The 26097-nt window shown below is 60.1% G+C and carries 20 protein-coding genes; 9 read left to right on the top strand and 11 right to left on the bottom strand.

Annotation, left to right across the window (positions count from 1 at the left end; all coding sequences use genetic code 11):
- Positions 1-3267 (bottom strand): intermembrane phospholipid transport protein YdbH family protein, encoded by a 3267-nt coding sequence (locus D1224_RS06700; protein WP_182482194.1) that lies wholly within the window; start codon positions 3265-3267, stop codon positions 1-3.
- 268 nt (positions 3268-3535) lie between these two features.
- Here D1224_RS06700 and D1224_RS06695 point away from each other — a divergent pair, with 268 nt between their 5' ends.
- Positions 3536-4885: a M23 family metallopeptidase gene (locus D1224_RS06695; protein ID WP_233350428.1), complete on the top strand. Its 1350-nt coding sequence runs from the start codon at positions 3536-3538 to the stop codon at positions 4883-4885.
- Positions 4886-5087: 202 nt separating this feature from the next.
- Here D1224_RS06695 and D1224_RS16460 read toward each other — a convergent pair whose 3' ends face one another.
- On the bottom strand, positions 5088-5438 hold the full coding sequence (locus D1224_RS16460) for a UrcA family protein (protein WP_182482193.1): 351 nt from the start codon (positions 5436-5438) through the stop codon (positions 5088-5090).
- Between the two features lie 267 nt (positions 5439-5705).
- Here D1224_RS16460 and D1224_RS16455 point away from each other — a divergent pair, with 267 nt between their 5' ends.
- Both D1224_RS16455 and D1224_RS06685 read left to right on the top strand, forming a co-directional pair.
- On the top strand, positions 5706-5843 hold the full coding sequence (locus D1224_RS16455) for a hypothetical protein (RefSeq protein WP_182482192.1): 138 nt from the start codon (positions 5706-5708) through the stop codon (positions 5841-5843).
- A 13-nt stretch (positions 5844-5856) separates the two neighbouring features.
- Positions 5857-6450, top strand: a complete 594-nt coding sequence (locus D1224_RS06685; protein ID WP_119379120.1) for an alpha/beta hydrolase family protein — start codon at positions 5857-5859, stop codon at positions 6448-6450.
- Positions 6451-6487: 37 nt separating this feature from the next.
- Here D1224_RS06685 and clpB read toward each other — a convergent pair whose 3' ends face one another.
- The 5 genes from clpB to D1224_RS06660 form a co-directional block, all read right to left on the bottom strand.
- A complete protein-coding gene (gene clpB, locus D1224_RS06680) occupies positions 6488-9112 on the bottom strand; it encodes an ATP-dependent chaperone ClpB (protein ID WP_119379119.1) in 2625 nt (874 codons plus the stop codon).
- A 196-nt stretch (positions 9113-9308) separates the two neighbouring features.
- Positions 9309-10193: an RNA polymerase factor sigma-32 gene (locus D1224_RS06675; RefSeq protein ID WP_119379118.1), complete on the bottom strand. Its 885-nt coding sequence runs from the start codon at positions 10191-10193 to the stop codon at positions 9309-9311.
- A 172-nt stretch (positions 10194-10365) separates the two neighbouring features.
- On the bottom strand, positions 10366-10893 hold the full coding sequence (locus D1224_RS06670) for a CarD family transcriptional regulator (protein WP_119379117.1): 528 nt from the start codon (positions 10891-10893) through the stop codon (positions 10366-10368).
- A gap of 155 nt (positions 10894-11048) precedes the next feature.
- Positions 11049-11390, bottom strand: coding sequence for a ferredoxin FdxA (fdxA, locus tag D1224_RS06665; RefSeq protein WP_119379116.1), 342 nt, complete (start codon positions 11388-11390; stop codon positions 11049-11051).
- A gap of 66 nt (positions 11391-11456) precedes the next feature.
- The gene (locus D1224_RS06660; protein ID WP_119379115.1) at positions 11457-11897 is read right to left on the bottom strand and encodes a tellurite resistance TerB family protein; all 441 of its coding nucleotides are present in this window, start codon (positions 11895-11897) and stop codon (positions 11457-11459) included.
- 1 nt (position 11898) lies between these two features.
- On the opposite strand from D1224_RS06660, the gene D1224_RS16450 reads away from it, so the two are divergent.
- Entirely contained in the window at positions 11899-12159 is a 261-nt protein-coding gene (locus D1224_RS16450; protein ID WP_182482191.1) for a hypothetical protein, read from the top strand.
- A gap of 26 nt (positions 12160-12185) precedes the next feature.
- Here D1224_RS16450 and D1224_RS06650 read toward each other — a convergent pair whose 3' ends face one another.
- A complete protein-coding gene (locus D1224_RS06650) occupies positions 12186-14954 on the bottom strand; it encodes a helicase-related protein (RefSeq protein WP_119379113.1) in 2769 nt (922 codons plus the stop codon).
- Positions 14955-15003: 49 nt separating this feature from the next.
- Positions 15004-16725 (bottom strand): ArnT family glycosyltransferase, encoded by a 1722-nt coding sequence (locus D1224_RS06645; RefSeq protein WP_119379112.1) that lies wholly within the window; start codon positions 16723-16725, stop codon positions 15004-15006.
- A gap of 222 nt (positions 16726-16947) precedes the next feature.
- Between D1224_RS06645 and D1224_RS06640 the strand changes: the two genes are divergently transcribed.
- From D1224_RS06640 to aguB, 3 genes are all read left to right on the top strand, one after another.
- A complete protein-coding gene (locus tag D1224_RS06640; protein ID WP_233350427.1) occupies positions 16948-20046 on the top strand; it encodes a TonB-dependent receptor in 3099 nt (1032 codons plus the stop codon).
- Between the two features lie 86 nt (positions 20047-20132).
- Positions 20133-21140, top strand: coding sequence for an agmatine deiminase family protein (locus D1224_RS06635; RefSeq protein WP_119379111.1), 1008 nt, complete (start codon positions 20133-20135; stop codon positions 21138-21140).
- On the top strand, positions 21137-21979 hold the full coding sequence (aguB, locus tag D1224_RS06630; RefSeq protein ID WP_119379110.1) for an N-carbamoylputrescine amidase: 843 nt from the start codon (positions 21137-21139) through the stop codon (positions 21977-21979). The genes D1224_RS06635 and aguB overlap by 4 nt, the downstream gene beginning before the upstream one ends.
- Here aguB and D1224_RS06625 read toward each other — a convergent pair.
- Positions 21961-22851 carry a hypothetical protein gene (locus tag D1224_RS06625; RefSeq protein WP_119379109.1) on the bottom strand — a complete coding sequence of 297 codons (891 nt, stop codon included), beginning with the start codon at positions 22849-22851 and terminating at the stop codon, positions 21961-21963. The two genes, aguB and D1224_RS06625, sit on opposite strands and share 19 nt — an antisense overlap.
- Before the next feature lie 104 nt (positions 22852-22955).
- Between D1224_RS06625 and D1224_RS06620 the strand changes: the two genes are divergently transcribed.
- Both D1224_RS06620 and D1224_RS06615 read left to right on the top strand, forming a co-directional pair.
- Positions 22956-23993: a zinc-binding metallopeptidase family protein gene (locus D1224_RS06620; RefSeq protein ID WP_119379108.1), complete on the top strand. Its 1038-nt coding sequence runs from the start codon at positions 22956-22958 to the stop codon at positions 23991-23993.
- Between the two features lie 8 nt (positions 23994-24001).
- Positions 24002-25432, top strand: coding sequence for a dihydrolipoyl dehydrogenase (locus tag D1224_RS06615; protein ID WP_325051436.1), 1431 nt, complete (start codon positions 24002-24004; stop codon positions 25430-25432).
- Between the two features lie 10 nt (positions 25433-25442).
- On the opposite strand, the gene D1224_RS06610 is transcribed toward D1224_RS06615, so the two are convergent.
- A complete protein-coding gene (locus D1224_RS06610; RefSeq protein ID WP_119379106.1) occupies positions 25443-26075 on the bottom strand; it encodes a hypothetical protein in 633 nt (210 codons plus the stop codon).
- Positions 26076-26097 lie beyond the last annotated feature (22 nt).

Here is a 26097-nt window from a genome sequence, read left to right as displayed (position 1 = left end):
TCATGGGTCAGACGGCTTGTCACCAGCAGCGGCGTTTTTATCGCCGTCATCATCTGAGGTACTGTCGCCGGTAAGCGAGCCGTTCCTCACTTCAGCGAGCCAGTCTGTTCCGGTGACGCTCTGGCTGCTCCGGATGAGTTTCGAAAGTTCTGAATCGACGCCGATATTGAAGGCGAAGGGGGCGCCGCCCAGAACGTCAGGCGAGGTGCCGACCAGTTCCAGCGTGATCATCATGTTTCCTGTCAGATTACCGTTTGCGCCAACTTCCAGAACGGAGAATTCAAAATTGCGAAGTGCACGGAAGGCCATATCAACGCGCTCATCGGCCTGTGAAGCAGCATCAGCGACGCTGCCAGTATAAGCGATTTTCCCGCCTTCCTCATCGGCGCGAAGAATGGCGTCCCGGATGAAGACATTGGCGCCTTGAAGTTCCACCGGGAAAGTGCCGGAGACGGTGCCATTCGCTTCAATGTCAGGCAGGCTGAAGACCTCAATGAGGCGCGACAATTCAATGTTCTGGGCCGTGATCTCGACGATGTCGCTGGTGCCTGCGATCGTCCATTGTGACTGACCGAGAAGAAGTGTGCCGCCAGCGAATGGCCAGGAAGCGTGCTCGATAATTGCCGTGTCGGGGCCCAGGATCTGAAAGCCAATCTCACCGTTCCGCAGGGGCAGGCCGGGATTGATCTCGCCGACGGTCACGGTCTGGCCGGGCGGCGTATGAAGTTCGAGCAACTCGTCAAACTCGATCCGGCCATTGATGTTGTTGACGGCGCCGACGCGTAACGTGTCGAAGCCAAAGTCGCGGACCTCAAAAAAGCCCGTCCCGCTGAGCGTGCCGCCATCAATCAGAAGTGAGGCACCTGCATTCAGGCGGCCGCGCGCGTTTGAGAGAAGGCCCCGCACGCGCTCGCTCAGCGCTGTTGGCTGGAAACCGCCAGCTTCAAAAACAAGATCGCGAGAGCGCAGCGATGCTTCACCATCCAGCTCCACAATGTCGAGTGTGACCTGAAGGTCCGCAATCTCGCGCTGGCTGTAACGCGTGCGAAGCGGCCCGCTCAGCTGCATGATGCCGTTGGCAAATTCGGCGCTCAGATCGGTTTGCAGGGGTTCGTAGAACGGGTCTTCATTCTTGTCGCGGATGATGACGGTGCCTGCACTGCCCGACCCGGCAATACCGGTTTCAGGCAGGGTGGCGTCCAGCGTGAGTGTTTCGATGTCGATCAGCGCTGGAATGAGAGAGCCGGTCAGTTCCGTGCGGCGTGTGCGTGCCGAAATGGAGAGCGGCCGGCCTGTCTCGAAGCCGAGTTCGGGGCGTGCGGCGGCGATGACCAGCGTGTTCTCACCAATTTTGAGGTCGGCCATCATCTGGCGACCAGTCAGGTTGAGCCTTGCCGTGCTGGCGGCGCGCCAGTCCAGCACGCCATCGGTCAGGGCAAGCGTTCCCGAGGTGCTTTCGCTTTCAAAAGGAAGTTCGAGCGAGGCGACACCGAGCTGGCCGGATATGGCGCCGTTCGCACGGCGCAGGAGGCGACCGTCCTGTGGGCAGAGCTCTGTCATGAACGCGCCAACGCGCAGTGTGTCCGGCGAGGTGAAGCCATCGGATTTCAAACCAATGCAGCGTGTGCGGAAGGATTGTACGCGTAGTGGCTCCGACAGACGGGCATCGACCCCGCCAAAGACGCTGGTGTCCGCGAAATCGAGGCCGAACATTTGCCCTGAGATGTTCGCCGTACCAACGGCCTGAAGGCCTGGCTCGGCAGCTTGCGTGTTCAGGACAAGCTGTTCGAGATTGGTCGACAGGGTCAGACCATCGGCGCGCCAAGGCGCTATCCGTAGCCTGCCTGTTTCCAACAGGACGCCACCAGCAGAAATGTTCGCCTGTTTTACATAGGCGTCCACAGATGGAAGCGATGGGCCTTTCAGGGAGGCCACGCCGCTCAGCTCTGCGCGCCCGTTTGAAGTTGTCAGCACACGTTCAGTCTCAGCGGGCGATAGAGAAAACTGCGCCCCGTTTGCCGCTGTGGCGGTGATCTTGTCGCTGGTTTCCAGCGTCCAGCCGTCGCCCTGTTCGAACCCGAAGCGATAGGACGTGCCGAGCCTGAATTGGGCCATCGCAGCTGCAAGGCCGCTGCGAAGTGAAGTGCCATGGGCGGTGAAGGGCGGGCCGGAGCGAAGCGGAGAGAGGATGTCGCGGCTCATTGCTGCTGGAAGGGAGGCGTCAGCAATTGTCAGGTCGCCTGCAAGCTCAACTTTCTCTAACCGATCTCCCACCTCGCCCTCTCCGGTCAGGGTGGAGCGACCCAGAGATATGCCTGCAAGCATGGCTGCCTCTGTGTCGATTGCGAGCGTGCCTTCAAGCGGGCCGGAGCGCGCGCGGCCGGCATCCAGCGTCAGTGTTGGCGATGTCATCTCATGCATTTTAAAACGGAGGGTCGCAGCGTCCGCTGAAATGGCAAGCGAGCGCAGAAAACCGATGGCGCCGTGTTCGTCTGTATCCAGCTTGCCCGGATTGAGGCCGGCGGTCCCGGTCAGGCGAAGGTCTCTCGCCGCGAAGTCCTGTGCAGCGCTCTCTTCGGCTTCGAGTGTGAATTCCAGCGACGGGCGAAGTGAAGGGCTGAGGCTCGCATCCAGAAGTATGCCGCGGCCCCGATAGGCATCGAAGCGCGCTTCATCGAGCTGAAAGCGGGCACTGCCTTGAACGGCCGCACCGATGATGGAGAGGTCAAGGCGGCCCTCTTTGATCTTCAGGCGTCCCTGCTCTGTGCGCAGGTCAGCGGGTTCTGCGCGCGCGTGGATCTCGGCCTGAAGCGGAAGCTGCGCATTCACGTCGCCATACATCTCAATTTCGCCAGCGGGAGTTGCGATTTCCAAGCGGGCATTGCGCAGTCGGATGGCAGGAATATCGAGCGGGGTGTCGGCCGAGCTGTCACTGGCGGCGATGTCTTCAAGGCCGCCAAGTGTCACGCTGCCATCTGAATTGTAATCGAGACGGATCACGGGGTCTTCGACGTCAACGAGCTGGATGCTCGGCGAAAAGAGGCCCGGCCAGTCGAGAGCGACTTCCAGATTGCCAGCTTCGAGCGGGACCTTGCCGGTCTGGTTGGCCACGGAAATATCGCTGAGGATGACGCCGGAAAAGTTGAGACGGTCGATCTCGAAGCGGCAGGTCAGCTCATTCGAGGCGCACCAGCGCTCTGTGTAATGGCGCGCGATTGACTGGCGCAGCAGCCATGCCGTGCCGACCGCAAGCAGGATCAGTCCCACTACAGCACAGCTGGTAGTCACCCATGGACGATTTTTAATCAAACGCCTGATCATTCCGTATCCAGATGCTGCGTCGCAGCGACTAATGCAGATGTAATGGAACACCTGCTTGCAGAAGCCCCCGTCCCTACGATAGCTAGCTTACCGGGGCAGGTTGATAAATCCGTTTACCTTAATTGCGAGGTAAGGAATTCAACTCACAGGGGCATAGACTTGAACCGTCTGCACGCGTCTTGCACGCTGGGACCAGGGAGGCCCGTTTCTCGACATGAATCTATCGCGTAGTACAGTTACCCTTTCAATGCTTGGCGTTGCCGCTGTTGGGACATCTCTTGGTGTTTTCCACTCGATCGGCCAGTCACGCACCGCCGAGGCACAGATCCCGGCGACCGTGCAGCTTGCCATGCCGCTTGCTTCAACGCTTCTGACGGCTGACGGGTTCGATCCCGAAACCGAAGTCATCACCCGCGACGGCACGCTTCAGCCGCGCGAGACGCTGATTGAACTGGTAACTGAGCTCGGTGTCGGTGGTTCTGATGCGTCGCGTTCGCTCCAGGCGATTTATGATGCTGAACTTGTCGATCCGCGCCGCGTGCGCCCGGGTCTCAATGTGTCGGCACAGTTCCGCGGCGACACGCCAGACACCGCTGAGCTCGTCTCCCTGTCGCTCAGCCGTGACAATGGCGGCCAGATCCTCTCCAAGCGGATGAGCGATGGCGAATTCATGCCAATGGTTCTCCAGCCACACACCCAGCCGGTCGAGCGTCGGGTTTCCGGCCGCATCGATGGCAGCATCTACCAGACGGCCCTTTCCCAGGGCGCGCATGACCAGCAGGTCGTCGATTTCGCCAAGATCTTTGGCTATGACCTCGACTTCCAGCGCGACGTCCAGCCAGGCGATGAGTTCGAGATCGTCTATGAAGAGATGGTCGATGAGCGCGGCAACCGCGTCAGCTCCGGCAATGTTCTTTATGCAGCCTTCAATGGCCGCCGCGTCGACAAGTCTTATTACCGCTTCACGCCAGAAGATGATGGCGCGACGGATTACTTCAATTTCGATGGTGAAAGCGCCACGAAATTCCTGATGAAGACGCCGATCAATGGCGCGCGTCTCTCCTCGAATTTCGGTTATCGCCGTCACCCGATTTCCGGTTACAACAAGCTGCACAAGGGCACCGACTTCGCGGCCCCGAGCGGCACGCCGATCTATGCAGCCGGCCACGGCACGATTGAGCGCGCAAACCGCTATGGCGGCTACGGGAACTATATCCGCATCAAGCACGCCAATGGCTTCCAGACGGCCTATGCCCACATGTCCCGCTTTGCGAGCGGCATGCGCGCCGGTAGCCGCGTCCAGCAGGGCGATGTGATCGGCTATGTCGGCTCCACCGGTGCTTCGACCGGCCCGCACCTTCACTATGAAGTCCTGCGCAATGGCTCCCACATCAATGCAATGACGCTCGACATGCCGACCGGCCGCAAACTGGCCGACAGCCCGGCCACGTTCGAGGAATTCGTTGCACGCCGCGACGAGATCGACCAGATGCGCCGCACTGCGCCGACCCCGAATGGCGGCGGCGTGATGATGGCCTCCAATGAGGTCCCGCCAGCGCCTTAAGGCGGCAGCGCATTCTGAACGGTTCAAGTCCTGAAGGCCCACGCTCAGTCGATGAGCGTGGGCTTTTTCGTTTCCGGGCGCAGCCAGGCGAAGTTTATGAACCTGTCCTTCGAAAGTCAGGTACGAAAAAACCCCGGCCGGGAGACCCGTGCCGGGGTTCATTTTCTCGTGTCGCCTCAGAAGAAAGAGGCGAGACTTACGCTTAGCGTGCGGCGAGCTGAATGCGGGCCGATGGGGCTGGCGTGAAGTAGGTGGAGTCGGCGTACTGCATCGACAGGTTGCGGTCGCCGATGCTGTCGACAGCCTGATACATCAGGTCTTCTGCGCAGACTTCGTCGACGGCGAGGCCGATGGTGACGAGCGAAACCTTGCGGCAAGCGCGCTCTGCCTGCAGCTCGAGGCTTTCGAGCACTTCAGCGGCACCGGCTTCGGTCGTGAGTGCTGCCTCGTCATAGGTCAGCGTCGCGGAGACAGCTTTGTATTCGGTTTCTGCGTGAGCAACGCCGCCAAAGATGGACATTGCGAAGAGGAAGGAGGAAATACGCTTTTTCATAATCGAGCCCTTTTTCGATTTGAATTGCTGGGTCGTTGCCCTTGGAGGCCCTGCATTTCGCAGGTGCACAAAAGAAACTTCGCCCATGCAGCATAAATTAGAAGGGGTATTTGTGCAGCGCACCCATGCATATTTGCGCAGATCCGAGGGGTTCTGCGCGGCGTAGAAACAAATCACCCAAAATTCATAGCCAGCTGTAGCTGTCGCACGGTTGCTTACTAAGGCCCCTCTCCCCGGCCTTGAGGTTGAAGAGGGAGGAGCTGATCCATGAGAAAGCTGATCGGGGCGCTTTGCGTAATATTTACAGCAGCATTGCCTGCGTTTGCCGATACGGCAGACCTGTATGGGCGCGCCGATGGGGTGAAATGGCCGAGCCTGTCTTGGGGCGCAGGCACTTGCGGCTGAAGGATACCTCGTCATCCAGCCCAACTTTCGCGGGTCCAGCGGCTATGGTCAGGATTTCCGCAATGCGGGCTTTGGTGAGTTTGGCGGCAAGATGATCGATGACATCGCCGATGCAGGCGGATGGGCGGTGAGCCAGGGCCTTGTCGCAGAAGATGCTTACTGTATCGCCGGGGCGAGCTATGGCGGCTATGCCGCGCTGATGATGGGGCTGAAGGACAAGGCGCGCTCGCGCTGCCTCGTTTCCGTGAACGGTGTCACCCAGCCCTTCGCCCATGTCGGGGCGTTCGAGCTTGAGTCCGAGACAGGCCAGTACTGGGAGCGCTATCTTGGACTGAACCGGTTTGATTCAGAGGCCGAGCGCGCGGTGATCTCTCCGGCGGCGCGGGCAGGCGAGTACGACCAGCCGATCCTGATCCTCCATGCCGAGAATGACCTTGTTGTGCGCACAGGGCAGGCGCGGCTGATGGCGAGTGCGCTTGATGGGAAGCCGGGCTTTAGATCCGTCAGCCTGGGTGAAGCTGACCACTATATCGGCGGCTCGGATGTGCGCGCGCAGGTGCTCCGTGAGACGTTTGCGTTTCTGAATGAAAATCACCCGGCCCGCTAAGGGGCCGGGTGAGGATGTCAGGTCTGTCGCTGCCTGATCAGTTCAGGGCAGCGGCGCCCTTGGCGAAGTCGTTCGGTACGCCATTGATCGAGAGGGCATCGCCTTCAACATCGACTTTTACGGTCGAATTGTCTGCAACCTTGCCCTCAAGAATGAGCCGGGCCAGCGGGTCCTGCAGCTCTTTCTGGATCACGCGCTTGAGAGGGCGCGCGCCAAAGACCGGATCATAGCCGCGATCAGCGAGCCATGTGCGAGCTGCTTCGGTCAGGTCGACCTTGATCTTGCGATCAGCCAACAGCTTCGACAGGCGCGCCATCTGGATATCCACGACGTGGTCGATCTCTGCCCGGCCAAGCCGTTTGAAGAAGACGATCTCATCGATCCGGTTGATGAATTCAGGCCTGAAGTGCGCCCGGACCGCCGTCATCACCGCGTCGCGCTGGGCGTCATTGATCTCACCGGCGTCACCGCTGGCAAGGGCATCGGCGCCAAGGTTCGAGGTCATGATGATGATGGTATTGCGGAAGTCCACCGTGCGGCCGTGGCCATCGGTGAGGCGTCCGTCATCGAGCACCTGCAGCAGCGTGTTGAAGAGGTCCGGATGGGCCTTCTCCACCTCGTCGAACAGGACGACCTGATAGGGCCTGCGGCGGACCGCTTCAGTCAGAACGCCGCCTTCCTCATAGCCGACATAGCCGGGAGGCGCACCAATCAACCTTGCGACTGAATGCTTCTCCTGGAATTCCGACATGTCGAGGCGCAGGACGGCTGAGTCGTCGTCGAACATGAATTCGGCGAGCGCCTTGGTCAGCTCTGTCTTACCGACGCCAGTCGGGCCGATGAACAAGAACGAGCCGATAGGCCGGTTGGGGTCCTGCAAGCCAGCGCGGGCACGCCGGACAGCGTTGGAAACGGCGGCTAGCGCGTCTTCCTGACCGACGACGCGCCTCATCAGCGCCTCTTCCATACGAAGAAGCTTCTCGCGCTCGCCTTCCATCATCTTGTCGACGGGGATGCCCGTCCATTTAGAGACGACTGCGGCGATGTGCTCTGGACGCACGACTTCGGAAACGAGCCCGCCATCGTCCTTGTCTTCGGCTTCGGCGCGCTCAACCGCTGAGATACGGGCCTCCAGTTCAGGAATGACGGCGTACTTCAGCTCTGACGCACGGGAGAGGTCGCCGCGGCGCTGAGCTTCAGCCATTTCGGAGTTGGCACGGTCTAGCTCTTCCTTGGCAGAGGCGGCCCCCTTCAGCTTGTCCTTCTCGGCGGCCCAGGCGGTGGTCAGCTCATCGGATTCAGACTGCAGTTCTGCAATCTGGTCCTCAATGGCTTCCAGCCTGTCTTTCGAGGCCTGATCTTTCTCTTTCTTGAGGGCTTCAGCCTCAATCTTGAGCTGGAGCAGGCGCCGGTCGATCTCATCGAGCGCTTCAGGCTTGGAGTCGACCTGCATGCGAAGACGCGAAGCGGCCTCGTCCATGAGGTCGATAGCCTTGTCTGGCAGAAAACGGTCCGTGATGTAGCGGTTCGACAGGCTGGCCGCCGAGACAATTGCCGCATCGGAGACGCGAACGCCGTGATGGGCTTCGTATCGGCCTTTCAGGCCGCGAAGGATAGAGACCGTGTCCTCAACCGTTGGCTCATCGACGTAGACAGCCATAAAGCGACGGGCGAGGGCGGCGTCGCCCTCCACATATTTGCGGTACTCATCGAGCGTGGTGGCACCAACGCAGTGCAGTTCGCCGCGTGCCAGGGCGGGTTTGAGCAGGTTGGAGGCGTCCATTGCGCCATCCGTCTTGCCCGCGCCAACAAGGGTATGCATCTCATCGATGAAGAGGATCACGCCGCCCTCGGCTTGCTCGATCTCCTTGATGACGGCCTTGAGGCGTTCCTCAAACTCACCGCGGAACTTCGCGCCAGCGATCAGCGCGCCCATGTCGAGGGCAAGCAGGCGCTTTTCTTTCAGGCTTTCGGGGACGTCGCCATTGATGATGCGAAGCGCGAGGCCTTCGGCGATGGCTGTCTTGCCGACGCCCGGCTCACCGATCAGCACTGGATTGTTCTTGGACCGGCGGGACAGCACCTGGATCGTGCGGCGGATTTCTTCGTCCCGGCCAATGACCGGGTCGAGCTTACCCGAGCGCGCATCGGCGGTAAGGTCACGCGTATATTTCTTCAGAGCCTCATAGCCCTGTTCGGCATTCTCAGTGTCTGCCGTGCGGCCCTGGCGTAGCTTGGCCACGGCAGCTTCGAGCGCGCCGGATTTCACGCCGCCTGCCTCGATGGCTGCGGCGGCCTTAGAGCCTGAAAGGCCGGCAAGCGCGATAAGCAGGCGTTCGACGGTGACAAAGCTGTCGCCGGCCTTCTTCGCGCCCGCATCGGCGTCTGCGAAAAGTTTCGCCGTCTTCTGGTCAAGGCGCAGGCCCGCATCCCCGCCAGAAACGCTTGGCTGGGCGCGCAAGGCTTCTTCGGTTTTCTGCTCGACGATTTCCGGATTACCACCAGCCGCACGGATCAGGTTCACCGCAAGCTGGTCGCGGTCCTCAAGCATCGTTTTCAGGATGTGCTCTGGCAGGAACAGCTGATGTCCTGCGGCAAGTGCGGCCGTCTGGGCCGACTGGATCACACTTCGCGCACGCTCTGTGTACGTTTCGAAATTCATATCTATCCCCTTTCAAAGGCAGAATTTTTAAAGCGGCTATGCTGGATCAGCTTCACGCTGCATCCGGCAGAACCACGGGTCCGCTTCTGGTCCCGCTCAGCAGCGACCATTGGCTTCAAAAGGGATATGGGGAGCAAAGAAATAGGCCGCAAGCTTGAGCCTGCGGCCTTTGAGGTTTTACGGGAAGAGGAGTCGCCTAACGGGTGGGCATGAGGCCGGTTTCTTCTGGATCACCGACCATGGAAACGAGGGCCTTGCGGAGTTTGCCGAGTGCCTGATGCTCAATCTGGCGCACACGCTCCTTGGAAATACCAAGTCGCTTGCCAAGCACTTCGAGCGTGACGGTGTCTTCTGTGAAACGGCGCTCGCGGATAATGAGGTTTTCGCGATCTGACAGCGTTTTCAGCGCTTCGAGGATCCAGCGACGGCGGCGTTCGCTGTCATGCATTTCCATCACACGCGTTTCGGTGACTTCGTTCTCGTCCTCGAGAAGGTCCTGCCATTGGGCTTCGCTGTCGGTGGCGAGCGGTGCATTAAGTGACCGGTCAGACGCTGAGAGGCGCGACGCCATATTCTCAACATCACGCTCTGGTACGCCGAGATGCGTGGCGATCCATGACTTGTTCTGCGGAGTCATGATGCCGTCGCCAGTGTCGTCGATCTTTGCGCGCAGCCGCTTCAGATTGAAGAAAAGTGATTTCTGGGCGGCCGTCGTGCCGGTACGGACGATCGACCAGTTGCGCAGGACAAAGTCCTGTATGGACGAGCGGATCCACCACGAGGCGTAGGTGGAGAAGCGCACTTCGCGTTCCGGATCGAAACGGGCGGCAGCCAGCATGAGGCCAACATTGCCTTCCTGCACGAGGTCGGAGAGCGGCAGGCCGTAATGGCGAAATTTCGAAGCCATGGAGATGACAAGGCGCATATAGGCGCTGGTCAGCTCATGCAGGGCATCTTCGTCCTGATGATCGCGCCAACGCACAGCAAGGTCCACCTCGTGTTCCTGGCTGAGCATGGGTTTGTTCATGGCGGTTCTAACAAAACGGCGATCTGCTGTATCTGTTGTTGAACGAACGGCCATGGCGCGGCTCCTCATCTGATTGTAACGGACGGTCCCTACATGTTCATACGCGTATGACGAGTATTGGTTCACCCGGTGGGCAAAAAAGTTCAGCTCCTGTTCATCTCCGCAAAGAAAAAGCCCCGCCGATAAGGGCGGGGCTTTGGAATTCTTGCCGAAAGTAAAGGCGCGATCAGGCGGCTTTCTTTTTCGCGAGCGACTTCGCAAGACGCTCCATGGCGGTGTCGTGGTCGGTGTTTTCCACCGCCGCAAGTTCACGCGCCATACGGTCAAGGGCGTTCTCATAAAGCTGGCGTTCGGAGTAGGACTGCTCCGGCTGATCTTCGCCGCGGTGCAGGTCGCGCACAACTTCCGCGATGGAGATCAGATCACCGGAATTGATCTTCGCTTCGTATTCCTGCGCCCGGCGCGACCACATGGTACGCTTGATGCGGGCCTTGCCGCCGAGGGTCTTCAGGGCGTCGTCAACGAGCTTGGAGCCAGCAAGGGCACGCATGCCCGAAGCTTCGGCGCGGTTGGTCGGCACACGCAGGATCATCTTGTCCTGGTCGAACGACACCACATACACTTCGAGTGACATGCCAGCGACGGTCTGCTTTTCGATCTTCGTGATCTGACCGACACCGTGTGCCGGATAGACGACCGACTGGCCGACCTCAAAAGCGAGTTCCTGGACATCACCCTGTGTTTCTTTGGACATGTGCTGATAGCCTTTCTACGCAACATGAGCCTTCATCCCCCGGTGACGATTTCATAGTCAGACCGGAGATTGATGGAGGCTCCCTGAAATTAAGCTGATATTTATGTATCAGAAAAAAGACTATTTTACAACTGTGAGTATTTCGCAGGTGCGAACTAGTCACCGTCGCCCGGCTGCGGGCTGAAGTATTTTTCAAGTTTGTCTGTTTCCTGCGCGAACTTTTCCCGGTCTTCGGGAGGCTCTTTCATGCGCGTAATGTTGGGCCAGACTTTTGCGTAGTCGGTATTCAGTTTCAGCCACTTGGAATCCGGGTCATCCTCCGTGTCCGGCTTGATAGCCTCGACAGGGCATTCCGGCTCACAGACGCCGCAATCGATGCATTCATCAGGGTGAATGACGAGCATGTTCTCGCCTTCATAGAAGCAGTCGACGGGGCAGACCTCGACACAGTCCATATACTTGCAGCGGATGCAGGCATCGACGACGATATATGTCATGGAGATATAGTCTTCCTGGCTTTGGGTATGCGGGCATTTGGCGATGAAGACGCCTTAAGTCAATCGTCAGAGGTGACGCGTCTCAGCCCGGCGGCGCGCCTGATTGCGGCGGACATCATCGACATGCAGCAGGCTGGCGACCTGTCGGATGAAGGCTTCCTCGAATTTGCAGGCCGCGCCATCGGCCAATGAGACGAGATAAAGCCCTTCGACCACTTTTACGCGTTTGAGCAGGGGGAGCTTCTTCACGTGCTTGGTGAACTGGTGAGACCCGATGGATTTCTCGGCCAGGTCCTCACCTTGCTCCATCACATCGTCAACGCGTTCAGCATCAAGGCCGAGGCTGTCGAGCAGGATTTCCGCGATCTGGTCGCTTTCGAGATTGGCGTAGACACCGTCGACAAGCGCCACTTCAACCAGCAAGGCAGCGGTCGCGACTTCGGGGTCGATCTCCTGCGACTGGGTAGGCTCTCGCCTCGAAAACAAGTTTTTCAGCGCATCAAGCATCGTGGCGCTCCTGATCGTTTACGGCGAGATCCTCATAGAGCTCGCGAGCCTCGCTGGCAGGTCCCCTGCGCTCTCCATGATCGAGCACGCGGACGCTGACTATTTGGCCACCTCTTGGAAAACTTACAATATCTCCGGGCAGGATACGAAAGCCGGGTTTGGTCACCTTGCGCAACTGCTCATGACGCGACAGGCGCACACCTTTACCCGAGATATGAGCTGTGGCCAGTGCGCGCGTCTTGAAGAAGCGCGCTCTCCATAGCCAGACGTCAAGGCGGACTTCGTCGCTTATGACTTGCTCTCCGGCGTGTCTGTTCCGGCCTCGGGTGACGGAGAAGCGGGTCTGTCCGCCGCAGTATCAGCTGCTGGCGGGTTGTCCTGTTTGCCTGTCTGTTGGCTGGCAGCGCCTTCGGTCTTGGCCTTTTTAGGCTTTTTCTTCTTCGGCTTGGGAGCAGGTGGCGGTGGCGGCAGCAGGCTGGCGAGCGCGGCGAACGGGCTATCCGGGTCTGGCTGGCGCGGCGCGGGGCGACCGCCACCTCTTTGCGGGCGGCCCTTAGAATTACCAGATTTGGCGTGTTTCGGCGGACCATCTTTGCCCTTCGGCCCAGATTGCGGGCGCTTTCCTCGTGGCGGACCATCCTGCCGATTACGGGAAAGGTAGCGCCAGAGGGTGACCGCGCCGGTTTCAGGGTCCTTCTCCGCCGGAGCGAGGCCAAAGCCTTTCACGACCGCTGGAAATTCTTCGCCCGGGCAGGAGATGACCGATGCCAGCTCTGCAGGGAGCTCAAAGGCAGGTTTGTCGGCTTCCTTGCGTCGCTTGGAGATTTCCCAGCCAAGGCGCTCTGCGAGGTCGGCGCGTACCGCGCGCTTGCCAAAGCGCAGATAGCCTTGCGCATGCAATTCGGCATCGTCCCACGCGCCATCGAGTTCGAACGAACCAGCGCCTTCTGGTGCCACACGCTGGCCTTTGTCGCTTTGACTGGCCTGAAGGATAGCGATCATGCGCTGTGCCGCAGGTTTCTGGGCGTCGGGCACATGGGCAGCGACGCGACCGGTACGAAGACCGGCGGCTTTAAGTGCTTCGCGCTCTTCCTTGGAAACGTGGGGCGGGGGCGACTCTTCACGAAGGTCGATCGCGGCGCCGCTTTCGAGAAGGCGGAAGGCAAGGCCGCGCGCCATCCCCTGTAATTCGGTACCCGTCTCGCCAAGCTTGAGCTTTGCGTGCGTGGGCAGGACCCGCTTCAACTCTTCACCGAGCCATTCATCGGCGCGCTTAAGCGCCGCTTCACGGCGGTGGGCCTCGGCATCTTCAGCGCCAATGAGTTCAAGGCGCGGTGAAAGCCAGTCGGGCCCCGGCTTCAGGCGGGCAATCTCCTCACCTTTCCAGGTAATTGTGCCCGTGTCGGAGAGGGCGAAGGCTTCGCCGGGGGCACCCGCGATCTGCCCCAGTCTTTCGGCGAGGATCGGACCGAGCGCCGTAATCGCGGCAGAGCGCACAGCCTTGCCTTCCAGCGTCTTTGCCGTGGAGGCAGGTTCGAAGTGGAGACCGACGAGACGGCCAACAACATGACCTTCGACGGTGACTTCTCCGGTGTCAGACAGTTCAGTCAAAAGCAGATCTTCCCTTTTCAGTCCGGCAAGCAGGGCCGTGGTGCGCCTGTCTACAAAGCGCAATGTCAACGCAGCGTGAAGTGCATCCGACAGCCTATCTTCTATTTCCCGCGTCTTCTCTCGCCAATAGGCCGGGTTTTCCAGCCAGTCTTCACGATGGGCGGCATAGGTCCACGTCCGGATCATGGCAAGCCTGTGCTGAAGGCTTGAGATGTCCGGCACATTGGCTTCGAGATTGTCGAGGCGCTTTTCCATGGCGACATCGCCGAGCCGTGCATCGGGGTCTGCGAGGGTTTCAGCGAGGCCGAGGACCAGGCGCCCATGGCCCTCATGACCTGATTTCCTGAAGTCTGGAAGGCGGGCGAGATCCCAGAGGCGGCGCACCTTCCGCTCGCCGCGGATCTCCGGGCCAATCGCTTCGTCCTCTGCCATACGGCGCAGCACCCATTCGTCGAGTGCATGGGGGTTCTGGCGCAGCACTGGATGACCGGACGGCCGCGCGAGACTGGCAATCAGCGTCTTGATGGAGCGATAGTCGAGTTTGGAGTTGCGCCACTGAAGGTCGTCCACCGGTTCGAACTGGTTCGTCTCGATGGCGTGGACCAGCTCTTCCTCGAAAGGCGGGCAATCGCCGGTCTCGCCAAACTCGCCATCGGTGCGAAAGCGCCCGGCGCGCCCGGCGATCTGTCCGGCTTCTGCGGCCGATAGCCAGCGATTGCGCCGACCATCGAACTTTGAGCGCGCGGCAAAGGCGATCCGCTCCACATCGAGATTGAGGCCCATGCCGATTGCGTCTGTCGCAACGAGATAGTCCACTTCGCCGGATTGATAGAGCGCGACCTGCGCATTGCGAGTGCGCGGGCTAAGCGCGCCCATCACGATCGCGGCCCCGCCTTTCTGACGCTTCAGCAGCTCGCCGATGGCGTAGACCTGCTCTGTCGAGAAGGCGACGACGGCAGAGCGCTTGGGCAGCTTGGTGATTTTGGTTGGACCCGCATAATGAAGCTGCGAGAAGCGCTCTCTCGTATTGCTGTCAACGTCTAGATCGAGGTCTCGCAAGACGCCGCGCATGGTTTCGGCGCCAAGGAGCAGTGTTTCCTGCGTGCCACGCGCATGGAGGATGCGGTCAGTGAAGACATGACCGCGATCCTCGTCGCCTGCGAGCTGTATCTCGTCGACAGCGAGAAATTCGACCCGCTTGTGAACCGGCATGGATTCTACGGTACAGATCCAGTAGCGCGCGGTGGGCGGCTCAATGCGCTCTTCGCCCGTGATGAGCGCGACGGCGCGTTCGCCCTTTGCCTTGACGACCCGGTCATAGACTTCGCGTGCAAGCAGGCGCAGCGGCAGGCCGATCATGCCGCTTGCGTGGCCCACCATACGCTCAATGGCGTAGTGCGTCTTGCCGGTATTGGTCGGGCCGAGGACGGCCTTCAGGGTGCCCATGTCAGTGCAACTGCCAGAAAAGGGAGAGAGGGTTCAAGCGAAGGTGCGCTTAATTCTGCGCGGGACAAGGCGGCGGCGCATCCATGGTTTCGTCCTCAAACCGTTCCACCCAGTCACCTGAGCGTGGCAGGGGATCAAAGCCCGAGGCGCGGTAGAGCACAAGCTCTCTCTGGATCGGGCAGCCATTGGAACGCTCACCGAGGTCAACGCTGACAGCGCCAACCCGTTCGAAAGTCTGAAAGTCGGCGGCGATGGCGGGCCGGCGGTTCGGGCGGTAGCTGGCGATGAGGACATCGCCATCAATGGCGGCGGTGAGGGGCTGTTGCTCCGCGAAACTGTGAGCGCCTTCATTATAGCGCCACAGGATGAGCGGCGCATCGACCCGGCCACGAAGGTAAAAGTCGAGGCCGTGCCAGACTTCCCGTTCATCTGTGACGAGCGCGCTTGGCGTGCCGTTCGCATCAGTGAAAGCGACAAGCTGGTCAGAAAGGGCATCCCAGCCCCGCGTGCGCTTGAGTGCATTGTCGAGATCAAGCGGACCGGAAATCACGTTGGGGAGGATGAGGGCAATCATCATCACGAGGCCGAGCACGCCGTGGAGGGTGAGGCCTGCCCAGAAGAGCCCTTCCGGTCGGAAGCGGAAGAAAAAGGCGAAGCCGACAATGCCGGCAGCAACGGCAAGACCGACGCCGAGCCGCGCCGTCAGGGTAAAGTCTGGCGCTAGCAGGAAGCCGACCGCAGATAAGGCGGCGATGGCCCACCAGAGCCAGCGATTGGCGCGGGCGCGGATAAAAAAGATGGCGATCAGGATAGAGGCGGCAGGATAAGCCGTCGCCGCCCAGTTCGCGTGGGCGCGAGACAGAACCGACTGAAAGAGGATGATTGTCAGGACCGGGACGATGAAGGCGCCGAGCCACAATTCCTGCCGCCCTGTTTCTGGCCGTCTGCTGGCGCGCAGGAAGAACAGCGCTGCGATCAGGCCGAGGAAGCTGACCGGTCCGAAGACGCCCATCTGGTCTGCGAGGAATTTCAGGGCGTTTTCAGGGTTGAGGAGGTCGCCGCCAAGATTTGCGTTATCAACCGTATGGCTAACAGTCGCGAAGTCATTGGCCGCATTCCAGACCAGATGAGGTGAGATCACGGCGAGAGTGGCTGCCAGCGCGCCCAGTCCTTTGACCGATAAGAGACCGCGGCGGGTCGGCGCATCGAAAACCGCAGTCAGCGCAATGCCGATCGCGAAATAGATCATCGCATATTTGGCAAGGAAGCCTGCGCCGACCGCGAGGCCGAGGCCGATAAAGCCCGCCCAGCCAGCTTCGCCTTCGCGCACACGCCAGAGGAGATAGAGGGCGCAGGCCCAGATCGGCATCAGGACGCCATCAGTCGACAGAACGAAAGACGAGAGCCAGACCGCTGGCATAAGCGCATAGCCGACCCCGGCCATGAAACCCGTTCGCGGCCCCGCCATGCGGCGCCCCAGCAGAAAGATGCACCAGGCCGCAATCGTATGAAGGAAGGCTGCCGGCAACCTCACTGCCCAGGCAAAATCTCCGAAGATGGCGGTGCTGGAATGGATGGTCCACGCGACCAGCGGTGGTTTGGAGTAATAACCCCAGTCCAGCGTCTGTCCCCAGCGCCAGTATTGGGCTTCATCCGCATAGAGTTCCAGCGGGGTCAGAAGCACACTCAGCATGCGTATGCCGAGAAGCCCTATTAAAATCAGGACAGTGCGTCTGGCATAGTCAATCTGGTGCGCGTCGATATGGGTCATCTGGAACTGCTGCTAACGCGGAGTTAGCGCCAAGGCCAGCGCCGGAGATGATGTGTGTCTTTTTTGCACGCTTCCGAAACGGAATGTTGCAGCGCACAGCAGAGTCCGTGGACTGTCACGAAAGGTTTACATAGCAGGAATAGAGGCGCGGGCAATTGAGCTTTGATCCCGTTCCCTCGGTGGAATTTGGTCAAACCGAGCAACTGAAGAGGGGTTTCTTCAATGTCCAACTGGAAACTAATGTCAGGTGTGGCAGCGGCTACACTTTTCACCGCGGCGATTGTCGCACCTGCCGAAGCGCAGGTGACAACGTCTGGCGTCCGCGGCCAAGTCACCGACGCATCGGGCTCGCCGATCGTTGGCGCCGACGTGATCGTTCGCGATCCTGAAACGGGTCTTGTCCGCACGACCTCGACGACCAGCACGGGCGCGTATGTTCTGCGCAACCTGCCGGTTGGCCAGTCCTACACTGTCGAGATCCTCGCGACCGACTTCCAGGGCCGCGCTGTCGAGAACGTCTCTCTTTCGCTCGGCGACCAGGCTGAAGTGAACTTCACCCTCGACGAAGGTAACCGCACGATGGACACGGTCGTTGTGACCGCGTCCAGCGCTAACCTCGCGCAAGTCGCGATCGGTCCTTCGGCCACCTTCGGCACGGAAGTCCTGAACAACGCTCCAGCGATCAACCGTAACATCACCGACATCCTGCGCCTCGATCCGCGCGTTTACGTCGATGAGTCCCGCGGCGACATCAATGGCGTTCAGTGTGGCGGCAAGAACTCCCGCTTCAACTCGCTTACCGTTGACGGCGTTCGCCTGAACGACAATTTCGGCCTGAACTCGAACGGTTACCCAACCGAGCGTATCCCGTTCTCCTACGATGCGATCGATCAGGTCTCCATCGAACTGGCACCATTTGATGTTCAGTATGGCGGCTTCTCCGCCTGTAACATCAACGCCGTGACCAAGTCCGGTAGCAACGACTTCCACGGCTACGCGTTCGGCGACTACACCAATGACGGTCTGCGCGGCGACAGCCTCGAAGGCGACGACATCACCACCGGTGAGTATGACGAATACCGCTACGGTTTCGGCATCGGCGGCCCGATCCTTCAGGATCGTCTCTTCTTCTTCGCAGCTTACGAGAAGCTCGAAGGTGTGAACCTCTTCGACCGTGGCCCGATCGGCTCTGGCGCTGTCAACGAAGTCCAGATCACGCAAGCAGAAATCGACGAGATCCGCGCGATCGCCCAGAACATCTACGGCTACGATCCAGGCGAGATCCCATCCAGCTTCGACAACGAAGACGAGAAGATCCTCGTCAAGCTGGACTGGAACATCAACCAGAACCACCGCGCATCGTTCACCTATAACTGGAATGACGGTTTCAACATCGTTCCTTCCGATGGTGACCTTTCCGAGCTCGAATTCTCCAACCACCTCTACGAGCGTGGCTCGGAGCTCGAAGCTTATGTTGGTTCGCTTTACTCTGACTGGACGCCGAACTTCTCGACCGAGATCCGCGTCGGCTACTCCGAGCTTCAAGCTCGTCAGAACTCGCTCGGCGGCACCGATTTCGGTGAAATCACGATCGAGACCGACGATGTCGACGTCTATATCGGCGGCGATGACTCGCGTCAGTCGAACGAGCTGAACTACGAAACCCTGACCCTCGCGCTCAAAGGTTTCTACACCCTCGGCAACCACAATTTCTCATTCGGCTATGAGCAGGAAGCACTCGACGTGTTCAACCTGTTCGTCCAGCACACCGAAACCGAGATCGACTTCGATGGACGCAGCGGCGCTGCCGATGCCGGCACCCTGCCGACCGCGTTCGACCCAGCGATCGAGAACTTCCGTGCCGGTTTTGCCGACAACATCAACTACAACAACGCGCCATCCGGTAACCCGGAAGATGCGGCTGCTGACTGGGGCTACGAAGTCCACACTCTGTATGCACAGGACGAGTACGACTTCGGTAACGGCCTGGTCCTGACCGGCGGTCTTCGCTACGACTGGTACGCGACCGACGATCGTCCTGAAACCAACCTCGACTTCTTTACGAGCTACGGTTTCAAGAACGACCAGAACCTCGATGGCAAAGGCCTCCTGCAGCCACGTCTCGGCTTCACCTTTGATGTTGATGAGACGCTCGACCTTCGCGGCGGCGTTGGCATCTATTCCGGCGGTAACCCGAACGTCTGGCTGTCCAACACCTACTCGGCGAACAATGTTCTCCAGTTCGGTGCAGACGGCGATGCATTCGGTCTGGAGCAGAACGGTGGCCCGTCCATCTTCACCATCCCTTACACCATGTGTGAAGCTGGCGTTCCAACCGGCCCAGGTTACTGTGTGCCACAAGCCATGGCAGACGCTGTCGCCACTGGTCAGGGTTCGAACTTCGAGATCAACTACCTCGATCCTAACTTCGAAATCCCTTACGAGTGGAAGTGGGCTTTCGGCGCGACCAAGTATCTGAACGTTCCAGCCCTCGGCGGTGAGTATGTTGTCTCTGGCGACATCCTCTTCACCCAAGGCGAAGAGCGCGCAGTCTGGATCCGCGGCGACCTGGATCAAACCGGCTTCACCACTGGCCCGGATGGCCGTCAGTACCCGACCTATGCAAGCGTTCGCGAGAGAGCCTTCGTGCTGACCAACTCCGAATCCTCGCCTAGGTCGCTGCTTCTTTCCGGTTCCATCGCGAAAGAGTATGACTTCGGTCTCGACTGGTCGTTCGGCTACGCCTACTCCGACTCCGAGGATGTTCACCCGATGACGTCGTCGGTTGCGTTTTCGAACTACAACAACCGCGCATTCGGCGACCCGCAGGATGTTTCGGCAGCTCGCTCGGACTACAATATCGAGCACCGCTTCACGGCTCTCGTGAACTATGAGCATGCCTTCTTCGGCGACAACATCACGCGCTTCTCGGCGTTCGGTCAGGCCAATTCCGGCCTTCCTTACTCTCTGACAATCAATGAGGACCCGAACAGCTTCACCCGTTTCGACCCGTTCCTCGAAGGCAATCCGTTCCTTGCGGCTGGCCAAGAGCGTAACGGCGAGGATGGTTCCTGGTGGGGCAAGGTCGACATCAAGGTCGAGCAAGAGTTCGCACTCTTCAACGACCACGTCGCATCCGGTTTTGTTGTCATCGACAACTTCACCAACCTGCTCAACGACGAATGGGGCGTCCTGCGTCAGCGCGGCTTCCCGGCCCAGTGCACCGTCGATGTCTCCGGTCAGCCGACCGAGCGTTGCGAGAGCCGTATCGGCGACGCTTCGCGCTACGAAATCCGCTTCGGCCTGCGCTACGAATTCTAAGCGCTCCGAAACGATTACAATTGAAGAGGGCGGCTCCATGCGGGCCGCCCTTTTTCTTTGGCGCAAGCTGTGGCAAATCGCGGCCCATGACCGACACGACGATTGCTTTCACCCCGGCCGAATGGGCGCCCCAGTCTGCGATATGGGCGGGCTGGCCACATCTGAAGGATGCTTGGGCCGAAGATTATGAGGGCGCACAGCGGGAGATTGCCGCGCTGGTCGCAGCGCTGGCACCTGTCGTGCGCGTGAAGCTCGTGATTGGCGACCCGGCGTCCCGCGCGGAGGCGGCAGACCTGGTTGGCGGGAAAGCCGAGATGTTCGATGCGCCGATGGGGGACATCTGGCTGCGCGATATCGGCCCCGTCTTCGTGAAATACCTCAACCGCCTCGAAGGGCTCGGTTTTGAGTTCAATGGCTGGGGCGGCAAGTATGAGCTTGAAGGTGACAGCGAGACGGCGGCTGCGATTGCCCGGCTTGAAGGCCATCCGCTGAAGCGCCTGCCTTTCGTTCTGGAGGGCGGGGCCGTCGAGCAGGATGGCGCGGGCGTGCTGATTACAACGCGGCAGTGCGTGCTGAACCCGAACCGTAATCCTGGCTGGACCCAGGAGAAGGCTGAAGAGAATTTGAAGCTCGCCTTCAATGCAGAGCGTATCGTCTGGCTGGGCGACGGCCTGTTGGGTGACCATACCGACGGCCATGTGGACAATATTGCCCGCTTCATCGCGCCCGGCCATGTCGTCTGCCAGACGCCATCGGGCACGGATGACCCGAACGCCGACGTCCTGCGCGAGATTGAGGACACGCTGCGCGCCGCAGAGCTTCAGGTGTCGACCATTCCGTCGCCGGGGCGGATCCTGGACGAGGATGGAGAGATCATGCCCGCGAGCCACATGAACTTTCTCATTTCCAATGGCCGGGTGATCTTGCCTGTCTATGAGGATGAGCACGCAAAGCTCGCTGAAACAGAGCTGCAGGCGCTGATGCCAGAACATGAAGTCATCGCCCTGCCATCGCGCCATATCCTGTCGGGCGGCGGAAGTTTTCACTGCATGACCCAGCAGGTCCCCCAAACAGACGGAGGTCTTCCGACATGAGCCGAACGGTGAAAGTCGCGGCCTTACAGGCCTCGTTCAGCAAGGACATGCAGACCAATATCGACAAGGTGAAAGAGCTGGTGCGGGACGCTGCTGCCAAGGGCGCAGAGATCATCCTGCCTTCAGAGCTCTTCTGCGATCATTATTTCTGCAAGGTGCAGGACGAGAAGTTCTTCGCTACCGCCTACCCATGGGCGGAACATCCGGCGGTGGAGCAGCTCGCAGAGCTCGCCAAGGAACTTGGCGTCGTCATCCCGGTCTCGATCTATGAGAAGGACGGGCCGGAGTATTACAATTCCATTGTCATCATTGATGCTGATGGCACGCCGCTGGGCGTCTATCGCAAGTCCCATATCCCGGACGGGCCGGGATACATGGAGAAGTTCTACTTCCGCCCCGGCAATACCGGCTTCCGCGTCTGGGATACGATGAAGGGGCGTATTGGCGTCGGTATCTGCTGGGACCAGTGGTTCCCGGAAGCTGCCCGCGCCATGGCGCTGATGGGGGCTGATGTCCTCTTCTATCCGACGGCGATCGGTTCTGAGCCGCATGATGATAGCCTCGACACTGCCGCGCGCTGGCGCCGCGCCATGCAGGGGCATGCGGTTTCAAACGTCATTCCGGTTGTTGCGGCGAACCGGACCGGTGATGAAGAAGGCCAGATCTTCTATGGCACCAGCTTCATTGCAGACCATGCTGGCGAGATTGTCGACGAGCTGGGGCGCAATGAGGAAGGCGTGATCATGGCTGAGTTCGACCTCGATTTCCTCGACCGCCACCGCGCTGCCTGGGGCTTCTTCCGCGACCGCCGGACCGAGTTCTACGACGTGCTCGGCTGATCTTCCGGCGCAAGCGCCGTCTGGCGGCCATGTCGTGTCAGAATGGCGTGGCGCAAAATCGCGATCACCAGACCGGCAAGCAAGACCAGGGCCGCGATCGAGCTGCGCATCAACGCGCTCTGTTGTTCTGCAAAGCGTGGAATGGTTTCTGGTGCCAGGCCGGCCATACCGAGCTGATACTGGTAGATGACCATCACGGCAGCCGCGATGCAGATGCTGATGGCGAGCAAGGCACTGAGTATGCCGGAGCCTCTCGCGCCAAGCGCGAGAGCGCGGCTTTCCAGCAGACCAAGTGCCGATAGCAGGATAGAGACGCCTGCAGCGTGAAGTCGGGCGGCGGCCATCCACGTGTCCTGCAATGATGGGTCTTCAGAGAGCCTGTCTGACAGGTGGAGCGCGGCGAAAAGCGCGATAAGGGCCCAGCTGACATAGGCGAAGGAGACGAACGGGCTCTCACCGACGAGATAGAAGCTCAGCGCGGCGGCGAAGAAGGCGAAGGCGGCAAGTAAAATGGCGTTCGTCGTGTCGCCTTCCAGGGCCCGGTCGATCATGAAAGAGGGCGCCGCAATCAGGCAAAGCAGGCTGACGCCCAGTGTCAGTGCGAGAAAGGCAAACCCTCTTGACGGGTGCCTGATGGCGCAGGTCAATAGCGGGATGATGACAAGCCAGAGATAAGCCAGCGCAACAAGTCCAGCGAAAACCGGCAGGACGTGCAGCATGGATGAGAGTTCAGAAAGCCGCGATGCGAAGGGAATATCGGGCAAGGCTGCGCCAAGGGCCATGCTGAGATAGCCTGCCTGCAGCCATGCGGCTGGCCCGACGAAAAGAAGAATTGCTGCGCCGCCTAGAATGGCAGGGAGCAGCGCCCTCATACCCAACTGTCTATACTCGCTTCTACGCTTGCCCGGCGCGGAACGCCGATGCTCGTACCGGCGTTACAATGTCTGGCAATGCCTGCCAATCTGGATGTCCTCACATGAAACTTTTTAAGTGCCCTCGCTGCAAAGGGACTCTCTATTTCAATAATCGTGCCTGCAGTTGCGGCACGCAGGTCGCCTTCGACCCGGAAGCTGAAAAGTTCGAGGTTCTGGACGCTGCATGCGCCAATCGCGAACAGATAGGCTGTAACTGGAAGGCCGCATCCGGGCAGGGCTCTCTCTGCCGGGCCTGCGCCATGACGGAAGTCGTCCCGGACTCCATGGTGAACAAGAATGTCCCACTTTGGGCAGATACAGAGGCGGCAAAGCGCTGGGTGTTGGTCAATCTGGGGCAGTGGGGCTGGCTCAAGGCTGGCGACAAAGGGCCATGGCCGCGCTTTCACCTGCTGTCCGAAGTCACCTCATCAGGGCCTGCGCCTGTCACTATGGGGCATGCTGACGGCCTGATCACAATCAATGTGACAGAGGCTGACCCGGCCCAACGTGTCGCGCGGCGTGAGAAGCTGAGCGAGCGCTATCGTACGCTGACAGGTCACTTCCGCCATGAACTCGGCCACTATGTCTTTCAGCGGCTCGTCGAGGATGAGCGTTTCGCGACCGCGTTCCGCAACCGGTTCGGCGATGAGCGGGCCGACTATGGGGCCGCGCTATCCCAGCACTACGATAATGGGCCGCCGCAAGGGTGGCAGGACAATCACATCACGGAATACGCCTCCAGCCATCCGCATGAAGACTGGGCCGAGACTTTCGCGCACCTCGTTCACCTCACCGATATGATCGACAGCGCCAACGCTACGGGCCTTCGTCAGTCCAGCACGAGCGTGCCAGACCCTTACCGAACAAGCGACGGCGATGCCGTCATCAGCGCCGGTGCCAATCTTGGTATCGCGTTCAATCATGTGAACCGGTCCATGGGCTTGTTCGACATCTACCCCTTCGTCATCGCGCCGGCCGTTCGAGACAAACTGGCCTTCATACGTGCCGCTGTCGCAGCAGGGCCGCGGGAAGGCGCGAGACCAAAGCGCCGCAACTGGAACCCATTCAAGGCCTCACCTGTTAGGGCTGGTCGAACCTAACGGAGCAGATTCTGGCTGAGATACATGTAGACGTTGCGATTATTGGGGCGGGCACTGCGGGGCTTGCGGCAGAAAGAAAAGCGCGCGCCGAAGGGGCCCGAACGCTGCTGATCGATCCCTACTTTGCCGGAACGACGTGCGCGTCTGTCGGGTGTATGCCATCAAAACTCCTGATCGCGGCAGGCAATGCCGCTCATAATGTTCGTAAGGCTGGCGAGTTCGGGGTCGAGACTGGAGAACCGAGGATCGATGGGCCAAAGGTCATGGCCCGCGTGAGGCGGCTCAGGGACGATTTCGTCTCAGGCGTAAAAAAACAGATCGCCGACCTTCCCGATGGCGTGACGGTCAAGGCAACCGCCCGGTTTGTGTCCCCAACTGAGCTGTCTCTTGATGACGGCACGCAGGTGCTCGCCAAAGCGATCATAATCGCGGCGGGCTCCTCGCCTGTGATCCCGGCACCGTTTGAAGATCTTGGCGACGTTGTCATCACAAATGAGACCCTGTTTGAGCTGGAAGACCTGCCGCAATCCATCGGCGTGATCGGGGCTGGGCCACTCGGACTGGAACTGGCGCAGACGCTGGCCCGGCTCGGTGTACAGGTAGAGGTGTTTGACAGAAGCGCCCAGCTTGCGGGTCTGGATGAAGGCGAGCCGGAAACATCGCTGCGCCGCGCCCTGAAGGCTGAACTTGGCTTCCACCTTGAGGTCGAGCCCGAAGCGCGACGCAATGATGATGGGAGCGTAACCGTAAGCTGGACGGAGAATGGCGAGGCGCGGCAAGCGCACTTCGAAAAGCTGATGGTCGCAACGGGCCGCGCCGCAAATCTCGAAGGGCTTGATCTGGAAAAGTCTGGCCTGCAGCTGGATGACAATGGCGCACCGGCTTTCGATAAAGGAACGCTTCAGTGCGGCCAGTCACCGGTTTTCATCGTCGGCGACGCGAATGGCGCTCGGCCCATCCTGCATGAGGCGTCGACCGAAGGAACGATAGCGGGCGCCAACGCCGCGTCCTATCCCGATATCAAATCCTTCGAACGCTTCACCCGCCTGCAAGTGATGTTCACCGAGCCGAACATGGCGAAGGTAGGGGCTGATCCGGACGAAGATACGATTGTCGGCAGGGTCGACTTTGCTGACCAGGGCCGGGCACGGGCCATGGGCGTCAATCAGGGCGTCTGCGAGATTTACGCGAAGGCTAAATGCGGCGCGCTAACCGGCGCGACACTGGTGGGCCCCGATGCTGAACACCTCGCCCATCTATTGTGCTGGGAAATCGAGAATGGATCGAAAGCCAGCGACCTGCTCAACAAGCCGTTCTACCATCCAACACTGGAGGAAGGCCTGAAGACGGCGTTGAAGCAGATCTGCCAAGAAATCGGGCTGCCGAAGCCGGACTCTCGCGATGATGCAGAGCTGCCCGGCGATTTTGGGTCAGACTGATGCGCGGGCCTTAATGAAGCGCGCCATTGGAAGAGAATTTCTGGGCCTGCTCAATCCACTGCTCGCGCGCCACGCGGCCCTTGAAGGACAGGAACTCATCAATCCAGCCTGCTTCGCCCATTTCCCAATTTGCAATCTGTTTGAAATGGAAGATGCCAAGCTCATTCAGTGTCTTCGATAGTTTCGGGCCAATACCTTTAATGCGGGTGAGGTCATCGGCCTCGCCTTCGGGCGCCGTCAGCGCTGTAGGCTGGCGGTAAGCAGCCTCTGAGGTCTCAGCGGGTCTCGCTGCCGTGGCCGGGGCGGCGTGCGCGCTTTGGACATATGGCACGCTTGTCTCACGCCGCAGACTGTCGAACCAGTCCGTCATCATGTCGCCGGGCACCGTTTGCGGCCAACGCATCCAGGCTGGCATCGCCTCAATCAGCTTTGCGGCATGTTCCCAGTGCTGGAGATTAAGATCGGCGAGCTTGCGGAAGAGGTCGCGGGTCGCAGCTTCCGGGGCAGCTTCGCCGACGCCTGGTTTCATCGCCATCATCGCATCCATCCAGGCGGCGCTTGCGCTCTGGCTGAGGTCGCGCCAGGCGGAAAAGGATTCCGACCAGAGCTCAAGCGGGTTCTGCCGTGTCGTCTCTGTGGTCATGATTATCCCCCTATGCTGCGGT

The organism is Henriciella barbarensis (genome assembly GCF_003576345.1).
Classification (GTDB): domain Bacteria; phylum Pseudomonadota; class Alphaproteobacteria; order Caulobacterales; family Hyphomonadaceae; genus Henriciella; species Henriciella barbarensis.
Note: the sequence above shows the minus strand (reverse complement) of the source record. Positions and strands in the feature narration are given on the sequence as shown.

Excerpts from the sequence above, each read along its gene's own strand:
- D1224_RS06695 (WP_233350428.1), top strand. The coding sequence starts at position 3,536 with ATGAATCTATCGCGTAGTACAGTTACCCTTTCAATGCTTGGCGTTGCC.
- D1224_RS16460 (WP_182482193.1), bottom strand. The coding sequence starts at position 5,438 with ATGAAAAAGCGTATTTCCTCCTTCCTCTTCGCAATGTCCATCTTTGGC.
- D1224_RS16455 (WP_182482192.1), top strand. The coding sequence starts at position 5,706 with ATGAGAAAGCTGATCGGGGCGCTTTGCGTAATATTTACAGCAGCATTG.
- clpB (WP_119379119.1), bottom strand. The coding sequence starts at position 9,112 with ATGAATTTCGAAACGTACACAGAGCGTGCGCGAAGTGTGATCCAGTCG.
- D1224_RS06675 (WP_119379118.1), bottom strand. The coding sequence starts at position 10,193 with ATGGCCGTTCGTTCAACAACAGATACAGCAGATCGCCGTTTTGTTAGA.
- D1224_RS06670 (WP_119379117.1), bottom strand. The coding sequence starts at position 10,893 with ATGTCCAAAGAAACACAGGGTGATGTCCAGGAACTCGCTTTTGAGGTC.
- fdxA (WP_119379116.1), bottom strand. The coding sequence starts at position 11,390 with ATGACATATATCGTCGTCGATGCCTGCATCCGCTGCAAGTATATGGAC.
- D1224_RS06660 (WP_119379115.1), bottom strand. The coding sequence starts at position 11,897 with ATGCTTGATGCGCTGAAAAACTTGTTTTCGAGGCGAGAGCCTACCCAG.
- D1224_RS06650 (WP_119379113.1), bottom strand. The coding sequence starts at position 14,954 with ATGGGCACCCTGAAGGCCGTCCTCGGCCCGACCAATACCGGCAAGACG.
- D1224_RS06645 (WP_119379112.1), bottom strand. The coding sequence starts at position 16,725 with ATGACCCATATCGACGCGCACCAGATTGACTATGCCAGACGCACTGTC.
- D1224_RS06640 (WP_233350427.1), top strand. The coding sequence starts at position 16,948 with ATGTCCAACTGGAAACTAATGTCAGGTGTGGCAGCGGCTACACTTTTC.
- D1224_RS06635 (WP_119379111.1), top strand. The coding sequence starts at position 20,133 with ATGACCGACACGACGATTGCTTTCACCCCGGCCGAATGGGCGCCCCAG.
- aguB (WP_119379110.1), top strand. The coding sequence starts at position 21,137 with ATGAGCCGAACGGTGAAAGTCGCGGCCTTACAGGCCTCGTTCAGCAAG.
- D1224_RS06625 (WP_119379109.1), bottom strand. The coding sequence starts at position 22,851 with ATGAGGGCGCTGCTCCCTGCCATTCTAGGCGGCGCAGCAATTCTTCTT.
- D1224_RS06620 (WP_119379108.1), top strand. The coding sequence starts at position 22,956 with ATGAAACTTTTTAAGTGCCCTCGCTGCAAAGGGACTCTCTATTTCAAT.
- D1224_RS06610 (WP_119379106.1), bottom strand. The coding sequence starts at position 26,075 with ATGACCACAGAGACGACACGGCAGAACCCGCTTGAGCTCTGGTCGGAA.